General features: G+C 65.7%; 20 protein-coding genes. 8 read left to right on the forward strand and 12 right to left on the reverse strand.

All coding sequences use genetic code 11. The features are described 5' to 3' along the window. Window positions 1-48 precede the first annotated feature (48 nt). The 4 genes from A7Q26_RS04330 to A7Q26_RS04345 form a co-directional block, all read right to left on the reverse strand. Window positions 49-252 carry a hypothetical protein gene (locus A7Q26_RS04330; protein ID WP_066857100.1) on the reverse strand — a complete coding sequence of 68 codons (204 nt, stop codon included), beginning with the start codon at window positions 250-252 and terminating at the stop codon, window positions 49-51. A gap of 214 nt (window positions 253-466) precedes the next feature. Further along, window positions 467-1,837 (reverse strand): class II 3-deoxy-7-phosphoheptulonate synthase, encoded by a 1,371-nt coding sequence (locus A7Q26_RS04335; RefSeq protein ID WP_066857104.1) that lies wholly within the window; start codon window positions 1,835-1,837, stop codon window positions 467-469. Window positions 1,838-1,966: 129 nt separating this feature from the next. After that, window positions 1,967-2,344, reverse strand: coding sequence for a Rap1a/Tai family immunity protein (locus A7Q26_RS04340; protein WP_066857966.1), 378 nt, complete (start codon window positions 2,342-2,344; stop codon window positions 1,967-1,969). Window positions 2,345-2,460: 116 nt separating this feature from the next. Beyond that, window positions 2,461-3,708, reverse strand: coding sequence for a YceI family protein (locus tag A7Q26_RS04345; RefSeq protein ID WP_066857115.1), 1,248 nt, complete (start codon window positions 3,706-3,708; stop codon window positions 2,461-2,463). A 46-nt stretch (window positions 3,709-3,754) separates the two neighbouring features. On the opposite strand from A7Q26_RS04345, the gene A7Q26_RS04350 reads away from it, so the two are divergent. Further along, window positions 3,755-4,030: a hypothetical protein gene (locus A7Q26_RS04350; RefSeq protein ID WP_157102452.1), complete on the forward strand. Its 276-nt coding sequence runs from the start codon at window positions 3,755-3,757 to the stop codon at window positions 4,028-4,030. A gap of 51 nt (window positions 4,031-4,081) precedes the next feature. On the opposite strand, the gene A7Q26_RS04355 is transcribed toward A7Q26_RS04350, so the two are convergent. Further along, entirely contained in the window at window positions 4,082-5,425 is a 1,344-nt protein-coding gene (locus A7Q26_RS04355; RefSeq protein WP_066857121.1) for an alkaline phosphatase family protein, read from the reverse strand. 22 nt (window positions 5,426-5,447) lie between these two features. Next, window positions 5,448-7,745, reverse strand: coding sequence for a TonB-dependent receptor (locus tag A7Q26_RS04360; protein WP_066857125.1), 2,298 nt, complete (start codon window positions 7,743-7,745; stop codon window positions 5,448-5,450). 254 nt (window positions 7,746-7,999) lie between these two features. Here A7Q26_RS04360 and A7Q26_RS04365 point away from each other — a divergent pair, with 254 nt between their 5' ends. Then, window positions 8,000-8,437, forward strand: a complete 438-nt coding sequence (locus A7Q26_RS04365; protein WP_066857969.1) for an acyl-CoA thioesterase — start codon at window positions 8,000-8,002, stop codon at window positions 8,435-8,437. A gap of 48 nt (window positions 8,438-8,485) precedes the next feature. Here A7Q26_RS04365 and A7Q26_RS04370 read toward each other — a convergent pair whose 3' ends face one another. Beyond that, complete coding sequence (locus A7Q26_RS04370; protein ID WP_066857127.1) at window positions 8,486-8,869, reverse strand: DUF983 domain-containing protein; 384 nt, start codon at window positions 8,867-8,869, stop codon at window positions 8,486-8,488. A 116-nt stretch (window positions 8,870-8,985) separates the two neighbouring features. Here A7Q26_RS04370 and pabB point away from each other — a divergent pair, with 116 nt between their 5' ends. The 6 genes from pabB (at window position 8,986) to A7Q26_RS04395 (ending at window position 14,515) form a co-directional block, all read left to right on the forward strand. Continuing rightward, entirely contained in the window at window positions 8,986-10,155 is a 1,170-nt protein-coding gene (gene pabB, locus A7Q26_RS04375) for an aminodeoxychorismate synthase component I (protein ID WP_066857129.1), read from the forward strand. A 31-nt stretch (window positions 10,156-10,186) separates the two neighbouring features. Then, a complete protein-coding gene (locus tag A7Q26_RS04380; protein WP_066857132.1) occupies window positions 10,187-10,810 on the forward strand; it encodes an aminotransferase class IV in 624 nt (207 codons plus the stop codon). A 200-nt stretch (window positions 10,811-11,010) separates the two neighbouring features. Then, the gene (locus A7Q26_RS04385; RefSeq protein ID WP_066857135.1) at window positions 11,011-12,213 is read left to right on the forward strand and encodes a pyridoxal phosphate-dependent aminotransferase; all 1,203 of its coding nucleotides are present in this window, start codon (window positions 11,011-11,013) and stop codon (window positions 12,211-12,213) included. Window positions 12,214-12,451: 238 nt separating this feature from the next. Beyond that, window positions 12,452-12,661 (forward strand): hypothetical protein, encoded by a 210-nt coding sequence (locus A7Q26_RS25030; protein WP_157102453.1) that lies wholly within the window; start codon window positions 12,452-12,454, stop codon window positions 12,659-12,661. After that, window positions 12,645-13,319: a peptide-methionine (S)-S-oxide reductase MsrA gene (gene msrA, locus A7Q26_RS04390; protein WP_066857138.1), complete on the forward strand. Its 675-nt coding sequence runs from the start codon at window positions 12,645-12,647 to the stop codon at window positions 13,317-13,319. The genes A7Q26_RS25030 and msrA overlap by 17 nt, the downstream gene beginning before the upstream one ends. Window positions 13,320-13,399: 80 nt before the next feature. Next, window positions 13,400-14,515: a zinc-binding dehydrogenase gene (locus tag A7Q26_RS04395; protein ID WP_066857141.1), complete on the forward strand. Its 1,116-nt coding sequence runs from the start codon at window positions 13,400-13,402 to the stop codon at window positions 14,513-14,515. Between the two features lie 203 nt (window positions 14,516-14,718). Here A7Q26_RS04395 and rplL read toward each other — a convergent pair whose 3' ends face one another. The 5 genes from rplL to A7Q26_RS04420 all read right to left on the reverse strand — a co-directional run bounded on the left by rplL (window position 14,719) and on the right by A7Q26_RS04420 (window position 18,894). After that, window positions 14,719-15,093, reverse strand: a complete 375-nt coding sequence (gene rplL, locus A7Q26_RS04400) for a 50S ribosomal protein L7/L12 (RefSeq protein WP_066857144.1) — start codon at window positions 15,091-15,093, stop codon at window positions 14,719-14,721. A 69-nt stretch (window positions 15,094-15,162) separates the two neighbouring features. Then, entirely contained in the window at window positions 15,163-15,678 is a 516-nt protein-coding gene (gene rplJ, locus A7Q26_RS04405) for a 50S ribosomal protein L10 (RefSeq protein ID WP_066857148.1), read from the reverse strand. 327 nt (window positions 15,679-16,005) lie between these two features. Continuing rightward, window positions 16,006-17,055, reverse strand: coding sequence for a flagellar motor protein MotB (locus A7Q26_RS04410; RefSeq protein WP_066857151.1), 1,050 nt, complete (start codon window positions 17,053-17,055; stop codon window positions 16,006-16,008). Window positions 17,056-17,058: 3 nt separating this feature from the next. Further along, window positions 17,059-17,922, reverse strand: a complete 864-nt coding sequence (gene motA / locus A7Q26_RS04415; protein WP_066857154.1) for a flagellar motor stator protein MotA — start codon at window positions 17,920-17,922, stop codon at window positions 17,059-17,061. A 126-nt stretch (window positions 17,923-18,048) separates the two neighbouring features. Beyond that, complete coding sequence (locus A7Q26_RS04420) at window positions 18,049-18,894, reverse strand: flagellin (RefSeq protein WP_066857157.1); 846 nt, start codon at window positions 18,892-18,894, stop codon at window positions 18,049-18,051. Window positions 18,895-18,897 lie beyond the last annotated feature (3 nt).

Consider the following 18,897-nt stretch of genomic DNA (forward strand, 5'->3'; position numbering starts at 1 on the left):
CGTTTTCACACGGCCTGGACCACTTTCGGACACTATGCCGTCCGCGCCTTATGCCCAGATAATGAAGTCCACAAAGGCAAATAGGACTATCCAGATCAGCACCAAAGCGTAGAAACCGACAACGCTTTCTGATCTGCTGATTTGTGTCGCCTTTCCTCCCGCAATCGGCATGCGGATAGTCTGACCGCGCAATAGCATCACTGCCAAGACAGCGATTTGAGCGGTGGCTACAGCAGCAAAGAATAAGCTCATGCGCTCAGCTTAGCGCGTTACCGGGCAGGTCGGCAACGTCAGCTATTCACCCGCGCATCGGGTGAGCAGTCAGTCAGCTAACCACCCGTTCCGTCATTCCCGCGACCCGAAGAGCGGCCGTTACGCAATCCACTCGAATGTCCGCCCGGCGGCAATCCCGGCCGCCTGAAAGCAATCGGGGCCGGATCGTTGCGATCCGGCCCCGGCTCGTTCGTCAGGCCGCGGCGCGGCGTTCCTTCAGTTCCTCGTTGAGCATCTCGGCCAGCAGGAAGGCCAGCTCCAGGCTCTGCGCCGCGTTGAGGCGCGGGTCGCAATGGGTGTGGTAGCGGTCGGCCAGCCCCTCGTCGGTGATCGCGATGGCGCCGCCGGTGCATTCGGTGACGTTCTGGCCGGTCATTTCCGCGTGGATGCCGCCGCCGAAGCTGCCCTCGGCGCGGTGGACGGCGAAGAAGCCGCGCACTTCGGCCAGGATGCGGTCGAACGGCCGCGTCTTGTAGCCATTGGCCGCCTTGATGACGTTGCCGTGCATCGGATCGCAGGACCAGACCACCGGATGGCCTTCGCGCAGCACCGCGCGCACCAGCTTGGGCAGGCCCGCCTCGATCTTGTCATGGCCATAGCGGGTGATGAGCGTGATGCGCCCTGCCTCGCGCGACGGGTTCAATATGTCGAGCAGGCGCAGGAGCGCGTCCGGCTCGAGGCTGGGGCCGCACTTCATGCCGATCGGGTTGCCGATGCCGCGCAGATATTCGACATGGGCCGACCCTTCGAAGCGGGTGCGGTCGCCGATCCACAGCATGTGCGCGGACGTGTCATACCAGTCGCCGGTCAGCGAATCCTGCCGGGTCAGCGCCTGTTCGAACGGCAGCAGCAGCGCTTCATGGCTGGTGTAGAAGCTGGTCCCGCCCAGTTGCGGCACGGTGTCGGCATGGAGGCCGCAGGCGCGCATGAAGTCGAGCGCCTGGCCGATCTGGTCGGCCATCGCCTCGAACTTCGCGGCCCAGGGACTGCGGCCCATGAAATCGAGCATCCAGCCATGCACCCGTTCCAGGCTGGCATAGCCGCCGGTCGAGAAGGCGCGCAGCAGGTTGAGGGTCGCGGCCGACTGGTTGTAGGCGCGGATCATCCGTTCCGGGTCCGGCTCACGCGATTCGGCGGTGAAGGCGATGTCGTTGACATTGTCGCCGCGATAGCTGGGCAGCTCCACGCCGCCGATCGTCTCGGTATCGGCCGAGCGCGGCTTGGCGAACTGGCCCGCCATGCGGCCGACCTTCACCACCGGCAGCTTCGACGCGAAGGTCAGGACGACCGCCATCTGGAGCAGCACGCGGAAGGTGTCGCGGATATTGTTCGGATGGAACTCCGCGAAACTTTCGGCGCAGTCGCCGCCCTGGAGCAGGAAGGCCTCGCCATTGACGACCTTGGCCAGGTCGGCCTTCAGGTTGCGCGCCTCGCCCGCAAAGACGAGCGGCGGAAACTGGCCAAGCTGGGCCTCTACCGAGGCAAGCGCCTCCGCATCCCGATAAAAGGGCATCTGGATGCCCTTTTGGCTCCGCCAGCTATCCGGCGTCCACTTCGCCGCCACGTCGAGTCTCCTTCGCACAAGATAAAATAGGCGCCGCACCTACGCGCCTGCGGGCGGCAAGGCAAGAATGTACCATTTCGACCATGGAAATGCGCAATGATTTGTCCCGATCAGGCTGATCGGCGCCCTCTATTTCTGGCAGGGATAGCGCTCGTTGAGGGCCACGCTGACCAGCACGGAGGCGGGCGCCTTGCGCTGGTCGGGCCAGCGTTCGAGATAGGCGACGACGATGCGGCGCGCCTCGTCCGCGCCCATGCGGTCGGGCCAGCAGACCGGGCGGCCCCGGCCGATGAAGGCGTCCTTGCGAATGCCGTCCACCACGCCGACGATATAGGCGGTGCAGGCCAGCCCATATTCGGGCGCCTTGTTGCGGCATTTGGAAAGCAGGGTCGCGCCGGTTTCGAACATGAAGGCGCCACTACCCGAAGCGGGCGCCGAAGGGCGGGCCGCAGGGGCGGGCGTGGCGGCGAGGGCGGCTGCCGCCAACGCGATCGGGAGCGCGCGCATCATATTATCCTGCAAATTGTCGTTGTTGCCCGCCCGTAACAAGGCGATGCTGAACCACGCCTGTCCGGGTCGCACCCATAGCCCTTCCATGGGCGCCGGGCCAGTGCGCGGCGGGATTAGTCCTTCCGTCGGGCCGCAAAGTCGAAGGTGACGGCCACCTGCGGCGTCAGGCCGGTGCTGCTGTCGCCATTGCCGACGCCGAAGGCGCTGCGGGCGATGGTGGCGCTGCCCGACACCTTGCGGGTGGCGTCCTTGCCCGACAGGGCGAAGCGGATCGCCTGCGGCTTCGATACGCCCTTGAGGGTCAGAGTGCCGCTGGCGCGATAGCGGTTGGGGCCGGTCGCTTCGGCGCCCTTCGCCACGAAGGTCGCGGTCGGGTGGGCGGCGGTGGCGAAGAATTCGTCGCCCGGCAACATCCCGTCCTTGTAGGCGTCGCCCACGCTGGCAGAGGCCATGTCGATCGACACCTGGATGTCGGCGCTTTCCGGATGGTCGGGGTCCATGACGATGCGGGCGGTCCATCGGGCAAAGCTGCCGCTGATCGTGTCGCCATCATTGCCGACCGAAAAGCCGATGCGGCCGCCGGGCTGAACGGTCCAGGCCGGGGGCGGGCCAACGGGTTGCTCCGTGGCGGCTTCGATGGCGTTGGCCGCTGCGGTGGCGGGGGGTGCGGCGGCGGCGTTGACGGCTTGCGCCATGGCGACGTTGCTGGTGTCGGCTTCGGTGTCGACGTCTTCCGCGACCGGCGCCGGTGCGGGCTCGGCCTGCGGGGCGGGCAGGATCGCGCGGCCGGCGACGAAGCCGACCAGGATCAGCGCGGGCAACGCCAGCAGCAGCGCGGTCGAGCGGCCGGGCACCATGCGCCAGATCAGGCCGTCGCGCATCATCACATGATGACGCAGCGCCCCCGCGACATGGAGCAGCACGAGGGCGATGCCGATCCAGGCGAGCAGGCCATGGCCATTTTCCGCAACGGCGTGGCTCTCAGCCGGGAGGGGAAGATGGGGCAGGGGCAGCACGCCGAAGAGCAGGGTCGGCACCTTGACCCGGGCGGTGGACACCAGCGCCCAGCCGGTGAGCGGCGCGCCCAGCATGAAGGCGTAGAGGCCGACATGCACGACCGAGGCGAGCGCGCCCTGCCAGCCGCCCTCCAGCTTTGCGGGGCGCGGCTTCCAGTAGCGGATGGCGATGCGGGCGAGGGTCAGCGCCAGGATCGTCATGCCGACCGACTTGTGTAGCTGGTAGAGGGAGAAGCCGCGCGCCCCCAGATCCTCCAGCGCCCAGCCGACCGCGATCTGGAAGGCGAGCAGGGCGGCGATCGCCCAGTGCAGGATGATGGCGGTGAGACTGTAGCGTTGCGGCATGAAGGAACCCCGGTTGAACAGGGGGCGAAATTATGGCGCGCGCGGAATGAAGTCCATTGGCTCAGGCGGAAACGATGGGTTGCGGCTTGAGGTCGGTTCGGGGGCGAGGTTTAACGGTCTGGAGGCGCGCATTCCCGTCCTGCCGGCGACGGCTGGCATTTCACTTTTTCTGGCGACATGCGTCAAAGAGAAGGGCGATCCCAGCTTATGCCGGGATGTCGGAAACGGACAGGGTCTCAACCCACCCGATCTCGTCGTCCCCGCGCAGGTGGAGATGGCTGCACGCGTTGGCCTGCGGCCGGCCTTCGGGTCGCGGGAATGACGATGTGCGAGAAGCCATTCCGCAATCCTCCCCCGTCCTCCACGTCCGGTCCTAGCGCCCGAGGTCGAGCGGCGGCTGTTCCGCGTCGGTCAGCGTCGCGCCCATGATCCTGGCGAGGGTGGGGGCGATGGCCCGCATATCGACCTCGCCCAGATCCTTGCCCGGCGCCACGCCCTTGCCCATCAGCATCAGCGTGGAGCGGAGGTTGGCCGGGCCGGGGAAATAGCCGTGCATTCCCTTGACCGCGCTGCGCGCGACGATGGGGGCGGTCGGGCCGTGATAGATGTCGGTGACGAAGCCGGGCTTGAGATTGAGGGTGAATCTGGCCTGCGGGTTGCCGCCCATGGCAGCGACCTGCGCCCGGTCGGCGACCGTGGCGATGCCGTTGGCGGGATTGGCGGCGAGCCGGTCGAGCACGATCTTCACCTGCGCCGCCAGCGCCTGGTCGTCCGGGCGGGCGAGCATGATTGCGGCCGACCCGCCGGAAATCCACGGCATGGCGAGCCAGGAGGCGACCTTGCCATCCTTCCCCAGGGTGATGAGGCCGGCGTCGATGAAGGGGCGATAGAGGTTGAGCGCGCTGTGGGTCGCTTCGAACCCATGGTCGCTGACCAGCGCGACCACCGCGTCGGGATGCGCCTTCAGTTCCGCTGCGACAAGGTCGCCGACGATGGCGTCGATCTTTTCCAGCACCGCTTTAGCCTGCGGGGTGTCGGGTCCCTGCTCATGCTGTTCATGGTCCAGCGCGGTCAGGTAGACGGTCAGGAAATCGGGCTTGTGCGCGGCGATCAGTGCGGTGGCGAAGCGGCCGCGCAGCTGGTCGCCGGGCAGGCTTTCGTCGATGCCCATGGCATAGGGCTGGCCGATCCTGGCCTCCAGTTCCGCCTTCAGGCCGGGCGTCGCCAGTGCGTCGAGCAGCTTCGCATCGTCGGGATGGCCAGTGCGCCAGATTTGCGGCAGGTTCCAGGTCACGCCCTTCGCCGCGACGCTGACCGGCCAGTGGATATTGCCGGTGGACAGGCCCGCCTTGCGCGCGGCCTCCCACAGCATCGGCAGCTTGACGTCCTGCGCATACCAGTACCAGCCGCCCTGGTTGATGCCGGTCGGATCGAAGCTGTTGTTGGCGACGATGCCGTGCCGGGCGGGCGCGGCGCCGGTCATCAGCGTCGTGTGGCTGGGGTAGGTGAGCGTCGGCAGCACGCCCGTCACGCCGCTGGCATGGGCGCCGTCCTTCAGGAATCGGCGCAGATGGGGGATGGCAAGGCCGCGCTTGTCCGCGTCCAGCACGTCGCCGGGGCGCAGCCCGTCGATCGAGATCAGCAGGACGGGCTCCGCACTCGCCATCGTCGGGAGGAGCGTAGCGAGTGCGGACAGGAAAAGCGCGGCCTTCTTCATATGTGCGTCTCCGATGCCGGGCTCAGAAACCGGTCTTGAGCGTGGCGAAGAATTGCTGCGGCGCGCCCACCAGCAGCGTCTGGGCGTCGCCGCTGTTGCCGAAGCCGCCCGAGCCGATCGTGCCGACATAGCGCTTGTCGAACAGGTTGGTGGCGTTCAGCTGGATTTCCACCTTGTCAGTGAAGCGATAGCCGAGCGAGGCATCGACGATCAGCCGACCGGGGACCGACGCGTCATTGGTGTAGCTGTAGTAGCGACGCGACATATAGTTGAGGCCGACGCGGAAGAAGCGTTGGCCATCATCATAGTTGAGTTCGCCGCGCGCCATATGCTTGGGGCTGTCGACCACGGTCTTGTCCTTGATCGCCGCGACCAGCGTGCCGTCGCCGTTCACGACATCGTCGCGATAGGTGGCGTCGGTATAGCTGTAGCTGGCGTAGAGGCCGAAGCCGCCGCCCAGCTTGAGGTCGCCCGCCGCCTCGACGCCGATCGCGCGCACGCCGCCGACATTCTGGAGCGCCGACGGGTTGCCCTGGATCGCCGAGCCGACCTGCACGGCGAGCAGCCGGTTCCTGAAATTGACCAGATAGGCGCCGACCGTGCCGTTGAACACGGGCGTATTGTAGCGCAGGCCCAGTTCGAACGTGTCGGACGTTTCGGGTTTCAGATCATCCTTGATCGCGTCGAAGCCGGTCTGGTTGGTCGAGAAGGGGCCGGTGGTGGTGGCGCTGGCGAAGGCGCGCGTCACTTGCGTGAAGCCGCCGAAGATTTCCGCTTCGGGCGTCAGTTCGACCGCGAAGCCGGCATGGGGCTGGAACCAGTCCTCGACCTTGATCTTGCCTTCGGGGAAGGACGACGACACGACCGCTTCAGCCTCGTTCGTGACCTTGAAGCCCTTCCACCCCAGGTTGATCGTGACCATGCCGAGGTCGATCTTGTCCTGGACATGATATTGGAAAGTGTCGGTGGTGAAGTCGAATTCCCACTGGGTGGCGAAGGGATCTTGCGGATAGTCGCGGAAGCTGAGGCCGGGTTCGGTGCGGCTGGCAAAGGCGTAGAAGCGGCGGGCCTGGTTGAACTTGTTATTCTCATACCATGCGCCGACGCTCAGATTCTGGATGCCGAGCGTATAGTCGACGCTGCCGAAGGCGCCGATCCGGTCCATCTCATATTCGGTGGTGCGTACCGACATGGGCACGCCGTTGGGGCTGGGGACATAGGGCGTCGCCCACAGGCCCATGCCGCTGTTGTTGTGATAATAGCCCTTGATCTTGAAACTGGCCGTCTCGCCCAGCGGCGTGGTGAAGCCGATCGCGCCCAGCCAGTCCTTGCGCAGGCCCGCCGCGTCATAATAGGCGTCGTCGGCGCTGGTGACATTGCCGGGGTAGGTCTGGCCGGTGGCCACCGTTGCGCCGCTATAGTCGTAGCGGCCATCGGGGAAGGGCGATCCGCCGCTGTTGCTGATCAGGTCGACATCGTTCAGGCGGCTGGCATAGTCGATCGCGCGGGCATAGTCCGGATAGGTGTTGTCCCAATCCCAGCCGAGGCGACGGATCATGCCCATCGACATGTCCTGATAATCCTGTTCGCGACGGTCGGAGTAGCTTAGCCAGCCGTCGATCTTCGCTTCGCCGATCGGGATGATGACCTTGGCATTGCCCATATGCTGGTCCTGAACGCCCTGGCCCTTATATTTGTCGGTCGAGCCATAGCCGTAGGAGACATAGCCGCGGATACCATCGGCGCTACCCATGTCGATCCGGCCGAAGGCGCGGATCGTGTCGTTGCTGCCATAGGTCAGGTTGCCTTGCGCGCCGAAGGCGCCGGTGGGGTCCATCGAGAAGGTTTCGACCGTCCCGCCGAGGTTGCCGGTCGCCTGCGTACCGAGCGAACCCGCGCCCTGGCTGACGCGCACGCTGCCGATATTCTCGCTGCTGATGGCGCGGGTGATGTGCAGGCCGTTATGATTGCCATAGCTCATATCGCCCAGCGGAATGCCGTCGAAGGTGAAGCCAAGCTGATTCTGGTTGAAGCTGCGGATGGTGACGCGCTGCGACCATTCATAATTGCCGAACGGGTCGGCCGACTGGAAATTGACGCTGGGCAGCTTCTCGATCGCTTTCAGCGCATTGGTGCCGGGCGTCAGGGTCACGATGTCGCGCGACTGGATTTCCTGCACCTGGCGGGTTTCGCCACGGCCGAACACGATGATTTCGGCGCTGTCCGCCGCCGCATCAGGTGCGGGCAGAACATCCTGGGCGAAGGCTGGCGCGGCGGCGAGCATGGTCGATGCGAGCAGTAGGGCGTTGACAGGACGCATGGTGAAAATCCCCCTTGGAACCCGGATGAGATGACTGGTTCGGCGGGGCCTTAGGCGCGCGATGTTGCACTGCGGTGAGAGTGGCTTGACGAAATGGCGACGTTATTGTGACACTATCGTCACAATCATTCTCGCGTCGCGCCCGATCCTTGTGTCAAAAAGGTCGCAGTCTCGCCATTTTCGCCGACGCGATTGCATCACTGGCGATGATGGCTATGGAAATGTGACAGAAAATTCCAATGGGAAAGCAGGACATGGCCAAACCCGAATCCTGGCGGTTCAGTCCCGAAGCCTATCGCTTCGTCACCAGCATCGACACCCGCTTCCAGGATCTGGATACGATGGGTCACATTAACAATGTGGCCATTTCGGGCATCTTCGAAACCGCGCGCATCCGTTTCCACCATCACATGGGGCGCCATCCGCAGGAACAGGGGGTGCGCTGGCTGGTGGCCAACGTGAACCTCAACTTCATCGAGGAATCGCATTTCCCCTATCCGTTCGAGGTCCATTGCGCGATCGGCCATATCGGCCGCACCAGTTGGACGATCAGTTCGGCCGGTTTCCAGAAGGGCGTTTGCGTTGCCACCTGCGACACGACGGTCGTCACCCATGGCGCCGAAGGGCGCCGCCTGATCGACGACACGCTGCGCGAGGCGATGGAGCTGAATTTCCTGCGCCGACCGGAATGATCGGGCCGGAATAATCGGGCCGGCGTGAATCGACCGGTCCGATCCGGCCTATCCGAACCCCGCCATCCGCCGGCTCCACTGGAAGGCGATGACGCCGCCCTTGACCGGCTGGATCATCGCCACCGCCAGCAGGATCGCGAGGCCCGGCCAGATCAGCACCTGCCAGCCCATCGGAATCGCGAAGGCTGAATTCACCTCGATCATCAGGGGGACCAGCAAATGCCCCAGCAGCAGGATCACGATATAGGCGGGGAAATCGTCCGCCTGGTGCAGGTCGAGGCGCAGGCCGCAGGCCGTGCAGGTCGGCGCCGCCTTCAGGAAATGCGCGAACAGCCGGCCCTGGCCGCAGGCCGGGCAGCGACCGCGCAGGCCGCGGCCGATCGCGGGACCGATCGGGCGATCGCCATGGGTGTCGGGGGCCGGGTCGCTCATGGATTCCGGGCTAGGGGCTTCGCACCGCGGATGCAACGGGCCATCCGACCGGGCATGGAACGGAACGTCACGGGCGCGCGCCCTTCCGCTGCGCGCAAAGCCTGTTAAGAAGCGCCATGCGCCTGCCCGGTCCCGATGAGCCATTCTGCCTGTTCGACGATGCGCGCCTGCGCGGCGCGGCGCCTGCGCGGCTGTATCGCGATCCGGTCGCCATCGTCGCCGCGCATGACATTGCGCAGGTGCAGCCCGCGCTCGACCGCATCGCCGAGGCGCGCGAGGCGGGGCTGCACGTCGCGGGCTATATGCGTTATGAGGCCGGCCTGGCGCTGGAGGAGCGGCTGGCCCCCGTGGCGCGGAAGCGGGACCTGGGCGGTGCGCCGCTGCTGTGGTTCGGCCTGTATGAAGGGGTGCGGATGATCGCGCCGGGAGGATTGCCGGAACTGCTGCCCGATGCCGCCGGGGCCACGGTCGGTCCGTTGCGGCCGCTGGTGGACGAGGCCGCCTATCGCATCGCCTTCGACCGGGTGCAGGACTATATCCGCGCGGGCGACATCTATCAGGTCAACCTGACCTTCCCGTGCGAGGTCGCGCTGGCTGGCGACCCGATGGCGCTCTATGCGGCGATCCGTCCGCGCGCGGCGGCGGGCTATGGCGGCGTCATCCGGGATGGCGCGCGGACCATATTGTCCTTCTCGCCCGAACTTTTCTTCACCCAGGTGCGCGGCCAGCTGACCGCGCGGCCTATGAAGGGCACGGCCGTCCGCGCCGCCGATGCGGACGAGGACGCCGCCAACGCCCGCTGGCTGGAGCAGGACGCCAAGCAGCGGGCCGAGAATCTGATGATCGTCGACCTGCTGCGCAACGATCTGTCGCGGGTATCGGCGGCAGGCAGCGTGACGGTGCCCGACCTGTTCAAGGTCGAGACCTATCCCACCGTCCACCAGCTGGTGTCGACGGTGCGCGCGCGGGTGCTGCCCGGCCTGTCTCCGGTCGACGTACTGCGCGTGCTGTTTCCCTGCGGGTCGATCACCGGCGCGCCCAAAGTGCGGGCGATGGAGATCATCGACGCGGTCGAGCCTTTCCCGCGCGGCGTCTATACCGGCGCGATGGGCTGGATCGATCCGGAGGGCGACGCCGCCTTCAATGTTGCCATCCGCACGCTTTGCGTCGAAGAAGGGAGCGGAGTCGGTCGGCTGGGGCTGGGATCGGGCATCGTCGCGGACTCGGAAGGGGCAGCCGAATGGGCGGAGTGTCTGGCCAAGGGGCGCTTTCTCTCACTGGCGTGACGATGATGTGCAGGGGCTTGAAACAATAACGATGTCTGTGGCTGATGGACGGTTCGACCTGCTCGAAACCATGGCATTCGATCCCCATGACGGGATCAGGCTGCTCGAGCTGCATCTGGCGCGGTTGAAGGCCAGCGCCGACGCGCTGGGCTTCGCCTTTGATCGTCATAACGTGCGCAACGAGCTTCAGGCCGCCACCTTCCGCCTGCGCGGGGCGAGCCGGGTGCGGCTGCTGATCTCGCGCGGAGGGGCGCTGGCGATCGAGGTGCGCGACCATCGAAGCTGGCCGCAGGCGATCGTCCCGGTCGCCGTGGTGCCGCGCAATGCCCCGGCGGATGACCTGCGCCTCCTTCACAAGACCACCGATCGATCGCTCTATCGCGACGCGCTGACGCGCGGGGGAACCTATGAGGTGCTGATGACCGATGCGGCGGGCTATCTGACCGAGGGCAGCTTTTCCACCCTGTTCGTCGAGCGGGGCGACAAGCTGGTGACGCCGCCGCTGTCGCGCGGCTTGTTGCCCGGAATCCTGCGGCAGAGCCTGATCGAGATGGGCGAGGCCGTGGAGGGCGACCTGCGTCCCCATGATCTGGAGGACGGCTTCTTCATCGGCAATGCGGCGCGGGGCATGGTCGCCGCGACATTGGCGCGCTGATTGGGGCGCGATAGCCGCGCTATTCTGCCGTAAAGCCATTAACGCCTATCTGGCCGGTTGCCCCTGCGTCCGTTGCACACTAAGGGACGCCGCGTCCGCATATGTTGCGGGCGTTCAGGATTCCTTATTTTGGGTCGCGATTTTCGAGTCGGCGGGCTGTTTCGCCCGCTTCGAAATCGCTCTGGAGAAAGATTATTGCCATGAGCCAGACTTCCGCTGCCCTCGGTCGCATCCAGCCGTCCGCCACGCTCGCCATGAGCGCCCGCGTGAACGCGCTCAAAGCCGATGGCGTGGACGTGATTGGCCTTTCGGCCGGCGAACCCGATTTCGACACGCCCGATTTCGTGAAGGAAGCCGGCATCGCCGCGATCCGCAACAACCTGACCCGCTACACCGATGTGGACGGCACCGCCGACGTCAAGGAAGCCGTGGCCTTCAAGTTCAAGCGCGACAACGGCCTGACCTACAAGCGCAGCCAGATCAGCGTCAATTCGGGCGGCAAGCATACACTGTTCAACGCGCTGGTCGCGACCGTCGATGTGGGCGATGAAGTCATCATCCCGGCCCCTTACTGGGTCAGCTATCCCGACATCGTGAACTTCGCGGGTGGGACCCCGGTGTTCATCGAAGGCCCGGCGAGCCAGGGCTACAAGATCACCGCCGCGCAGCTGGATGCCGCCATCACCCCGCGCACCAAGTGGGTGATGCTGAATTCGCCGTCCAACCCCAGCGGCGCGGCCTATTCGGCGGACGAGCTGAAGGCGCTGGCCGACGTGCTGCTGCGTCATCCGCATGTGCTGGTGATGACCGACGACATGTATGAGCATGTCTGGTACGCATCGACCCCGTTCGCTACCATCGCGCAGGTGTGCCCGGAACTCTATGACCGCACGCTGACGGTCAATGGCTGCTCCAAGGCCTTTTCCATGACCGGCTGGCGCATCGGCTTCGCCGGCGGCCCGGAATGGATCATCAAGGCGATGAGCAAGCTCCAGTCGCAGTCGACCAGCAATCCCTGCTCGATCAGCCAGGCAGCCGCCGTCGCCGCGCTGACCGGGCCGCAGGATTTCCTTGAGGAGCGCAACGGCGTGTTCCGCAAGCGCCGCGACATGGTCGTCGCCATGCTGAACGACGCGCCGGGCCTGGATTGCCCGACCCCCGAAGGCGCCTTCTACGTCTATCCCGACGCCAGCGGCGTGATCGGCAAGACGACGCCCAAGGGCGCGGTCATCGACAGCGACGAGGCGCTGATCGGCTATTTCCTGGACGAAGCCAAGGTCGCCGCCGTCCATGGCGCCGCCTTCGGCCTCTCGCCCGCCTTTCGCATCAGCTATGCGACCTCGGACGAGGTGCTGAAGAAGGCCTGCACGCGGATTCAGGAAGCCTGCGCCGCGCTGAAATAAGCCGGCGACGCTTCGCTGGGCGATGCAGGAAAAACCGGCGCGAAATCGCCGGTTTTTCTGTCCCGGCAAAAAATGGAAACGGTCTTTTTCCCCGCACGCCGTCTTGCGATTGTCGCAGGGCGGTCTATATGCCCGTTGCGTATAAAAACTGAATAACAGGCTTCGTTCGTCGTTCACCTGCCCACATTGGTCGAAAGCTGCTCCCGCAGCCCGGACCGTTCAGTAAGGGGCAAGGCGCATGGACATAGCCGGAGAGCCGGCACGACCGGCAGACTATGGTAGAAAGGCGTTGGCCATGATGGCGTTCCTCAAATCCGACCTGTTCCTGCGCTTCATGGGCGGGTTCGCGATCGGCGCTGTCGGCATGTTCCTGCTCCAGCCCGAAGAGCAGCCGGTGCTCAGCTCGACCGCGATCGCGGCGACCTCGACCCATGACGCGGCGCTCTAAGGCTCCGTTCCTTCTTTTCCTCGCGGCGCTTGCCGCCGCTTCCCCGCTGCACGCCGAACGCGCCGTCCAGGCGCCTGTCCCCAAGGTGGATGCCGCGCCCTCGCGCCGGCTGGAAACGGCGGTTTTCGCTGGCGGCTGCTATTGGGGCGTCGAGGGGGTATTCTCCCACGTCAAAGGCGTCCAGCTCGCCGTATCGGGCTTTGCCGGTGGTCCCAAGGGCCGCCGGGTCGACTATGCGGCCGTGAGCGGCGGCGATACCGGCTTTGCCGAAGCGGTCCGCGTCACCTATGACCCGGCCCAGATCAGCTATGGCAGCCTGCTCCGCATCTTTTTTTCGGTGATCGCCGATCCCACCACGCTCAATCATCAGGGGCCGGACCATGGCACCCAATATCGCAGCGCGCTCTTCCCGCTGAATGGGGAGCAGGAGCGGGCGGCGCGGGCCTATCTGGTCCAGCTCGGCCAGTCCGGCCTGTGGCGCGACCCGATCGTGACGCGGGTGGAGCCGTTTGCCGGCTTCCAGGATGCAGGGCGCGACCATCAGGACTTCATGCGCAAGAACCCGCTGCATCCCTATATCCTGCGCTGGGACAAGCCCAAGCTGGCGGCCTTGCGGTCGATGTTCCCGGCGCAGTATCGGGACAAACCGTCGGCCTGACCCGACCGCGCGTTTCTGCCAGCTTGTCTTCGCCGCCCGGCTGCCTACCTCCTGGTCCTCACATGATAAGGAGCATCCCGATGGGCGACACGCGCGGCCTCAAGATCCTGTCCACCTTGGCCGAGGATGGCCGGTTGACGGTCGAACTGGCCGAGGAAAGCCTGCCGCCGCCCACCGGGCATGAGCTATTGGTCCGGGTCGAGGCCGCGCCGATCAACCCGTCCGACCTTGGCCTGCTGTTCGGCCCGGCCGATGTCGGGAATGCGGATTACGGCGAGGGCCGGATCGTGGCGCAGATGCCCGATGCTGCGCGCCGCGCCCTGGCCGCACGGATCGGGCAGGCGATGGCGGTCGGTAACGAGGGTGCGGGGACGGTCATCGCGGCCGGCGATGCCCCCGAGGCGCAGGCGCTGATCGGCAAGCTGGTGACATGCGTGCCGGGCGGCATGTTCGCGCAATATCGGCTGGTCGATGCACGATCCGTCATGGCGTTGCCGGATGGGGCGAGCGCGGAGCAGGGCGCATCCGCCTTCGTCAATCCCATGACCGCGCTGGGCTTTGTCGAAACGATGCGGCGTGACGGGCACAAGGCGATCGTCCACACCGCCGCCGCGTCCAACCTCGGCCAGATGCTGGTGCGTATCTGCCGGGAGGACCAGATCCCGCTGGTCAATATCGTCCGCAGCCAGGCGCAGGCGGAAACGCTGAAGGCGCTGGGGGCCGAGCATGTGCTGGACAGTTCGCGCGAGGATTTTCGGGCGCAGCTCCAGTCCGCGATCGAGGCGACCGGGGCCACCATCGCCTTCGACGCGATCGGCGGCGGTGCGCTGGTGGGCCAGATCCTGCACGCGATGGAGCAGGCTGCCAGCAAGAACGGCGCCTATAGCCGCTATGGTTCCGGCACGCTCAAGCAGGCTTATATCTATGGCGCGCTCGACATGGCGCCGACGATCCTCAACCGCAGCTTCGGTTTCAGCTGGACCGTGGGGGGCTGGCTGCTCTTCCCCTTCCTCCAGCGTGCGGGCGGAGAGACGGTGGAGCGGATGCGCCAGCGGGTGCGCGCCAATCTCACCACCACCTTCGCCAGCCCCTACAAGGCGCGACTCTCGCTCGAGGACGCGCTGACGCGGGACGCGGTGCTGGCCTACAATGCGCGGCGCACGGGGGAGAAATATCTGATCGTCCCGAACGGCTAGGCCCGGGACTCGGGGTGGCCGCTTGGGAAAGCCGAAGTTTTCCGGTCCACCCCTTGCTGGCAAGGTGGCCGCCGCGCCATGCGGAGGGTGCGCCATCTGCGCCGCGCAAGAAAAAGGGCGGCCACCCGAAGGCGCCGCCCCATTCTCCGGCTGGAACCGGATCGGTTCGCCTCGCGAGCTTTTCTGCCGCGAGGCGGAGCCGATTACTTCAGCTCGACGGTGGCGCCGGCTTCTTCCAGCTGCTTCTTGATCTTCTCGGCTTCGTCCTTGTTCACGCCTTCCTTGACGGCCTTCGGAGCGCCTTCGACCAGAGCCTTGGCTTCGGTCAGGCCCAGGCCGGTGATGGCGCGGACTTCCTTGATGACGTTGATCTTCTTGCCGCCGTCGCCGGTCAGGACGACGTCGAATTCGGTCTGCTCTTCAGCGGCCGGAGCGGCAGCGGCAGCGGCCGGGCCGGCGACGGCGACGGCAGCGGCGGCCGAAACGCCCCACTTTTCTTCCAGAGCCTTCGACAGCTCAGCGGCTTCGAGGACGGTGAGGGCCGAAAGCTGATCGACCAGAGCGTTGATGTCTGCCATTTGTCAATTTCCTTATATGGGGCGATGCGCCCCGTCAGATGAGGGTCAAAAAATCGGATGGGGAACGGCTCAGGCCGCTTCCTTCTCCGCATAGGCGTTGAAGACACGCGCGAGCTGCGCGGCCGGCGCCTGGGTGACGGTTGCGAGCTTGGTAGCCGGGGCGACCAGAAGGCCGACCAGCTTCGCACGCAGTTCATCCAGCGACGGCATCGACGCCAGGGCCTTGACGCCCTCCGCATCGAGCAGCATTTCGCCCATCGCGCCGCCAACGATCTCGATCTTGTCGTTGGTCTTCGCGAATTCGACCGCAACCTTGGCGGCTGCGACCGGGTCGGCCGAGGTGGCGAGGCCGACGGGGCCGGTCAGCAGGTCGCTGATCGAGCCGTAGGCGGTGCCATCAAGGGCGATACGGGCGAGGCGGTTCTTCGTAACCTTGTAGGACGCACCGGCTTCGCGCATCTTCTGGCGCAGGACGGTCGACTGGGCGACGGTCATGCCGAGGTTGCGGGTCACGACGACCACGCCAACTTCTGCCAGCTCTGCGTTCAGCGCGGAAACGACCTCAGCTTTCTGATTACGATCCATGCCATTACTCCACTTCATGTCCGCCGACTTGGCATCGGCGAACGACTAAAACCCGGGCGTTGCGGCCCGGGGCACCAAGTCCGAAGGGGAGAGATCGACTGGCCCGCGCCCAAAAGGAAACAGGCAGACCCGAATCGGACGCAGGCGCCCGTTCGGTGAAGAACTTTTCCCCGTCTAGGCTGGACATTAAGAAGGGCATATTCCCTTCCCCAGCTGTCTCGGACGGAAGACCGCCGGCATTGCTGCCGGGGTCCGCTGGGCGGCCCTTAGTCGAAAGGGCACCCTATGTCACGCGGAATTTGCGCGCCTTGACGCCGTTTCCGGGCGTCAATGCTTGCCCGGCTTGCTCGACGTGCCGGGCGCGCTGGGGTTGATGAGCGCCGCGCCGGCGGGCAGGCCGGTGCCGCCCATGTCGAGTTTCGTCGCCTGTTCCCGCGCCACGCGCATTGGGTCGTCGCGTTCCTTGATCGCCGCCTTGGTCGGTGCGTCCATCTCTTCGTCGCCGGCGTCGTTGCCGCCGCGGCTCCAGCCCAGGATGATCGACATGCGCCGGTTGCGCGGGTCATAGGCGTCGGCCTTCATGAAAGGCTCGCGGTCGGCCACGCCCTCGATCCGGGCGAAGCGGTCATTGCCGATGCCGGTATCGGCAAGCGCCTGGCGCGTGGCTTCGGCGCGGGCGGAGGAGAGGCGCCAATTGTTCATCGTGCGACCCGCCGCATAGGGCAGGGCGTCAGTATGGCCGCGCACGATCAGGGCGTTGGGCATGGTCTGGAGGACGGTGGCGACTTCGCTCACCAGCGTGCGCGCTTCGGGCAGCAGCCGGTCGGTGCCCATCGCGAACATCGCGAAATCAGCCTCGTCGATCAGGTCGATGCGCAACCCTTCGCGGGTTTCGGTGAAGCGCACATTCTTGCGCAGCTTGCCCAGCCCCTTGCGCATCATACGCTCTTCCAGGCTCTTCTTGATCGATTCGAACTTCTGCCGGTCGGCGGCGCGCATCGCCTTGCCACCCTGGTCCTTGGTGCCGGTCGCATCGCGCGGGATGGTGATGGAAAGATTGCCCTGGCCGCCGGTGGTCGGGTAATTTTCCTTGCCCGTCAGGCTGTCGCCGCCCAACAGGCCGGTCGAACCCGCCGACGCCATCTTCAATTCGACCAGCGTAGGCGTGAAATAGTCGGCCAGCGCCTTGCGCTGCTTTTCGGTGGTCGCGCCCAGCAGCCACATCAGCAGGAAGAAGGCCATCATCGCGGTCACGAAGTCGGCATAGGCGACCTTCCAGGCACCGCCATGATGACCGCCATGGCCATCGACGATGATCTTCTTGACGATGATCGGCCGCGGTTCCGGCTCGTTCGCGCCGCGCTTCTTGTCCGCCATGGCTTATTTGCCCCTCATGCCGTCGAACACCTCGGCGAAGGCCGGCTGGTTCGCATGGGTCAGGCTGGAGCGCGCGGCCTCGATCACCAGCGGCTGCGGGTGGCCGTGCAGCGAGGCGATGATGATCTGCTTGACCACATGATAGATGGCGCCATCGGCCTCGATCACGCTGCGGCACCGATTGGCGAAGGGGTTGACCATGCCATAGGCGAGCAGCACGCCGAGGAAGGTGCCGACCAGCGCCGAGCCGATCATCGCACCCAGGATCGCGGGCGGCTGGTCGATCGACCCCATGGTCTTGACCACGCCCAGCACTGCCGCGACGATGCCCAGTGCGGGCAGCGCGTCGGCCAGCCCCTGGAGATTGTCGGCGGGCTTGATCGCTTCGTGATGATGGGTCTTGAGGCTGTTGTCCATCACCTCCTCGACCGCGTGCGGATCGAGCGTGCCCGACGAGACGACGACCAGGCGCAGCGTGTCGCTGATCAGGTGGATCAGCGTCTTGTCCTTCATCAGCCTGGGATATTCGGAGAAGATGGTCGAGCTGCCCGGATCCTCGATATGGGGTTCGAGCGCCACCGGCCCTTCGACCCGCAGCGTCTTCATCAGCTTGCTGACCAGGAAGATGCAGTCGAGAAAATCCTGCTTCTTGTATTGCGGCCCCTTGAACACCTTGGCCAGGCCCCCGCCCAGCGCCTTCAGGTCCGCGCCCGAATTGCCGATGATCAGCGCGCCGACAGCCGCGCCGCCGATGATGAGCATTTCGTGCGGCAGGGCATGGAGCACCGGGCCGATGTCGCCGCCGGTGAAGATGAAGCCGCCGAACACCATCACGATGAGCACGACGAGGCCGATGACTGCGAACATGAAAATCCCCGATATATCGCCCGGAGGCGGTGGCTCCGTCAGCGCCTTCGACAGCGCCGGTCCGTTTCTGGTTAATACGGACTGGTTAGCGTCGGCTTTAGGACCGGAGCCGCCTTTTTCCGCCGCTCAGCTGATCAGGTCGAACAGCGTCTGCTGGTTGATGCGGGCGAAGGCCGACTGCGCCGCTTCGAGCTGGAGCAGTTGCGCCTGCACGCGCGAAATGACATCCTGAAGGTCGGTCGATTCCAGGTCGGCGCGTCGCTCGGTAAGGGTCAGGTCGATGTCGGTCAGCCGGGTGCCGACCACTTCCAGCCGGTCGCTGCGCACGCCCTGCCGCGCCAGTTCGACGGTGATGTGGCTCTGGGCCGCCTTGACCCCGTCGAGCGAAGTCGCGATCTCGCTGTCGACGCCGCCGTCGATCGCGGCGATGCTCTGGGCCAGGATGGCGTCGATCGACATCGGCGTGCCGCTGACGTCGATTCCCTCCGACACCTCCTGCCGGGTGGCGACGACGGCAAGGTTGAGGCCGCGGCTGACGGGCACCAGCGTGCTTTGTCCGTCGTCGAACACGGGCGTGCCCTGATAGTCGGTCTGGTTCAACAATTCGCCGATGGTGGTGCGGATCGTCGTCATTTCCTCGACGATCGCGGCGCGGCTCGTGTCGTTGAGCGACCCGTTGCGGGCCGATGTCACCAGTTCCTGCGCGCGGGTCAGGAGATTGTTGATTTCCGACAGATTGGCTTCGGCATTGGCGGCGCGGGTGGTGCCGTAGCTGACATTGGCCTGCCACGCGGCCTGCTGCGCCTGCGCCCGGCCGATGTCCGACACCTGCACCCAGGCGAGCGCGTCGTCGGACGGCTTGTTGAGCGTGATGCCGGTCGAGATCGCGGTCTGCCCGTCGACGATGCTTTGCGACAATTTCTGCTGCCGGCGCATTTCCGCGAGCATGATCTTGTTGGTGATGCCTACCATGGG

The organism is Sphingobium sp. TCM1 (genome assembly GCF_001650725.1).
Classification (GTDB): Bacteria; Pseudomonadota; Alphaproteobacteria; order Sphingomonadales; family Sphingomonadaceae; genus Sphingobium.

Bases quoted from the DNA above. Each gene is read 5' to 3' on its own strand.
- A7Q26_RS04330 (WP_066857100.1), bottom strand. From the start codon at position 252: ATGAGCTTATTCTTTGCTGCTGTAGCCACCGCTCAAATCGCTGTCTTG.
- motA (WP_066857154.1), bottom strand. From the start codon at position 17,922: ATGTTCGCAGTCATCGGCCTCGTCGTGCTCATCGTGATGGTGTTCGGC.
- A7Q26_RS04350 (WP_157102452.1), top strand. From the start codon at position 3,755: ATGAAGTCCATTGGCTCAGGCGGAAACGATGGGTTGCGGCTTGAGGTC.
- A7Q26_RS04420 (WP_066857157.1), bottom strand. From the start codon at position 18,894: ATGGTAGGCATCACCAACAAGATCATGCTCGCGGAAATGCGCCGGCAG.
- A7Q26_RS04385 (WP_066857135.1), top strand. From the start codon at position 11,011: ATGAGCCAGACTTCCGCTGCCCTCGGTCGCATCCAGCCGTCCGCCACG.
- A7Q26_RS04410 (WP_066857151.1), bottom strand. From the start codon at position 17,055: ATGGCGGACAAGAAGCGCGGCGCGAACGAGCCGGAACCGCGGCCGATC.
- A7Q26_RS04345 (WP_066857115.1), bottom strand. From the start codon at position 3,708: ATGCCGCAACGCTACAGTCTCACCGCCATCATCCTGCACTGGGCGATC.
- pabB (WP_066857129.1), top strand. From the start codon at position 8,986: ATGCGCCTGCCCGGTCCCGATGAGCCATTCTGCCTGTTCGACGATGCG.
- A7Q26_RS04370 (WP_066857127.1), bottom strand. From the start codon at position 8,869: ATGAGCGACCCGGCCCCCGACACCCATGGCGATCGCCCGATCGGTCCC.
- A7Q26_RS04340 (WP_066857966.1), bottom strand. From the start codon at position 2,344: ATGCGCGCGCTCCCGATCGCGTTGGCGGCAGCCGCCCTCGCCGCCACG.
- A7Q26_RS04360 (WP_066857125.1), bottom strand. From the start codon at position 7,745: ATGCGTCCTGTCAACGCCCTACTGCTCGCATCGACCATGCTCGCCGCC.
- rplJ (WP_066857148.1), bottom strand. From the start codon at position 15,678: ATGGATCGTAATCAGAAAGCTGAGGTCGTTTCCGCGCTGAACGCAGAG.
- msrA (WP_066857138.1), top strand. From the start codon at position 12,645: ATGACGCGGCGCTCTAAGGCTCCGTTCCTTCTTTTCCTCGCGGCGCTT.
- A7Q26_RS04365 (WP_066857969.1), top strand. From the start codon at position 8,000: ATGGCCAAACCCGAATCCTGGCGGTTCAGTCCCGAAGCCTATCGCTTC.
- A7Q26_RS04395 (WP_066857141.1), top strand. From the start codon at position 13,400: ATGGGCGACACGCGCGGCCTCAAGATCCTGTCCACCTTGGCCGAGGAT.
- A7Q26_RS25030 (WP_157102453.1), top strand. From the start codon at position 12,452: ATGGACATAGCCGGAGAGCCGGCACGACCGGCAGACTATGGTAGAAAG.
- A7Q26_RS04355 (WP_066857121.1), bottom strand. From the start codon at position 5,425: ATGAAGAAGGCCGCGCTTTTCCTGTCCGCACTCGCTACGCTCCTCCCG.
- A7Q26_RS04380 (WP_066857132.1), top strand. From the start codon at position 10,187: ATGTCTGTGGCTGATGGACGGTTCGACCTGCTCGAAACCATGGCATTC.
- rplL (WP_066857144.1), bottom strand. From the start codon at position 15,093: ATGGCAGACATCAACGCTCTGGTCGATCAGCTTTCGGCCCTCACCGTC.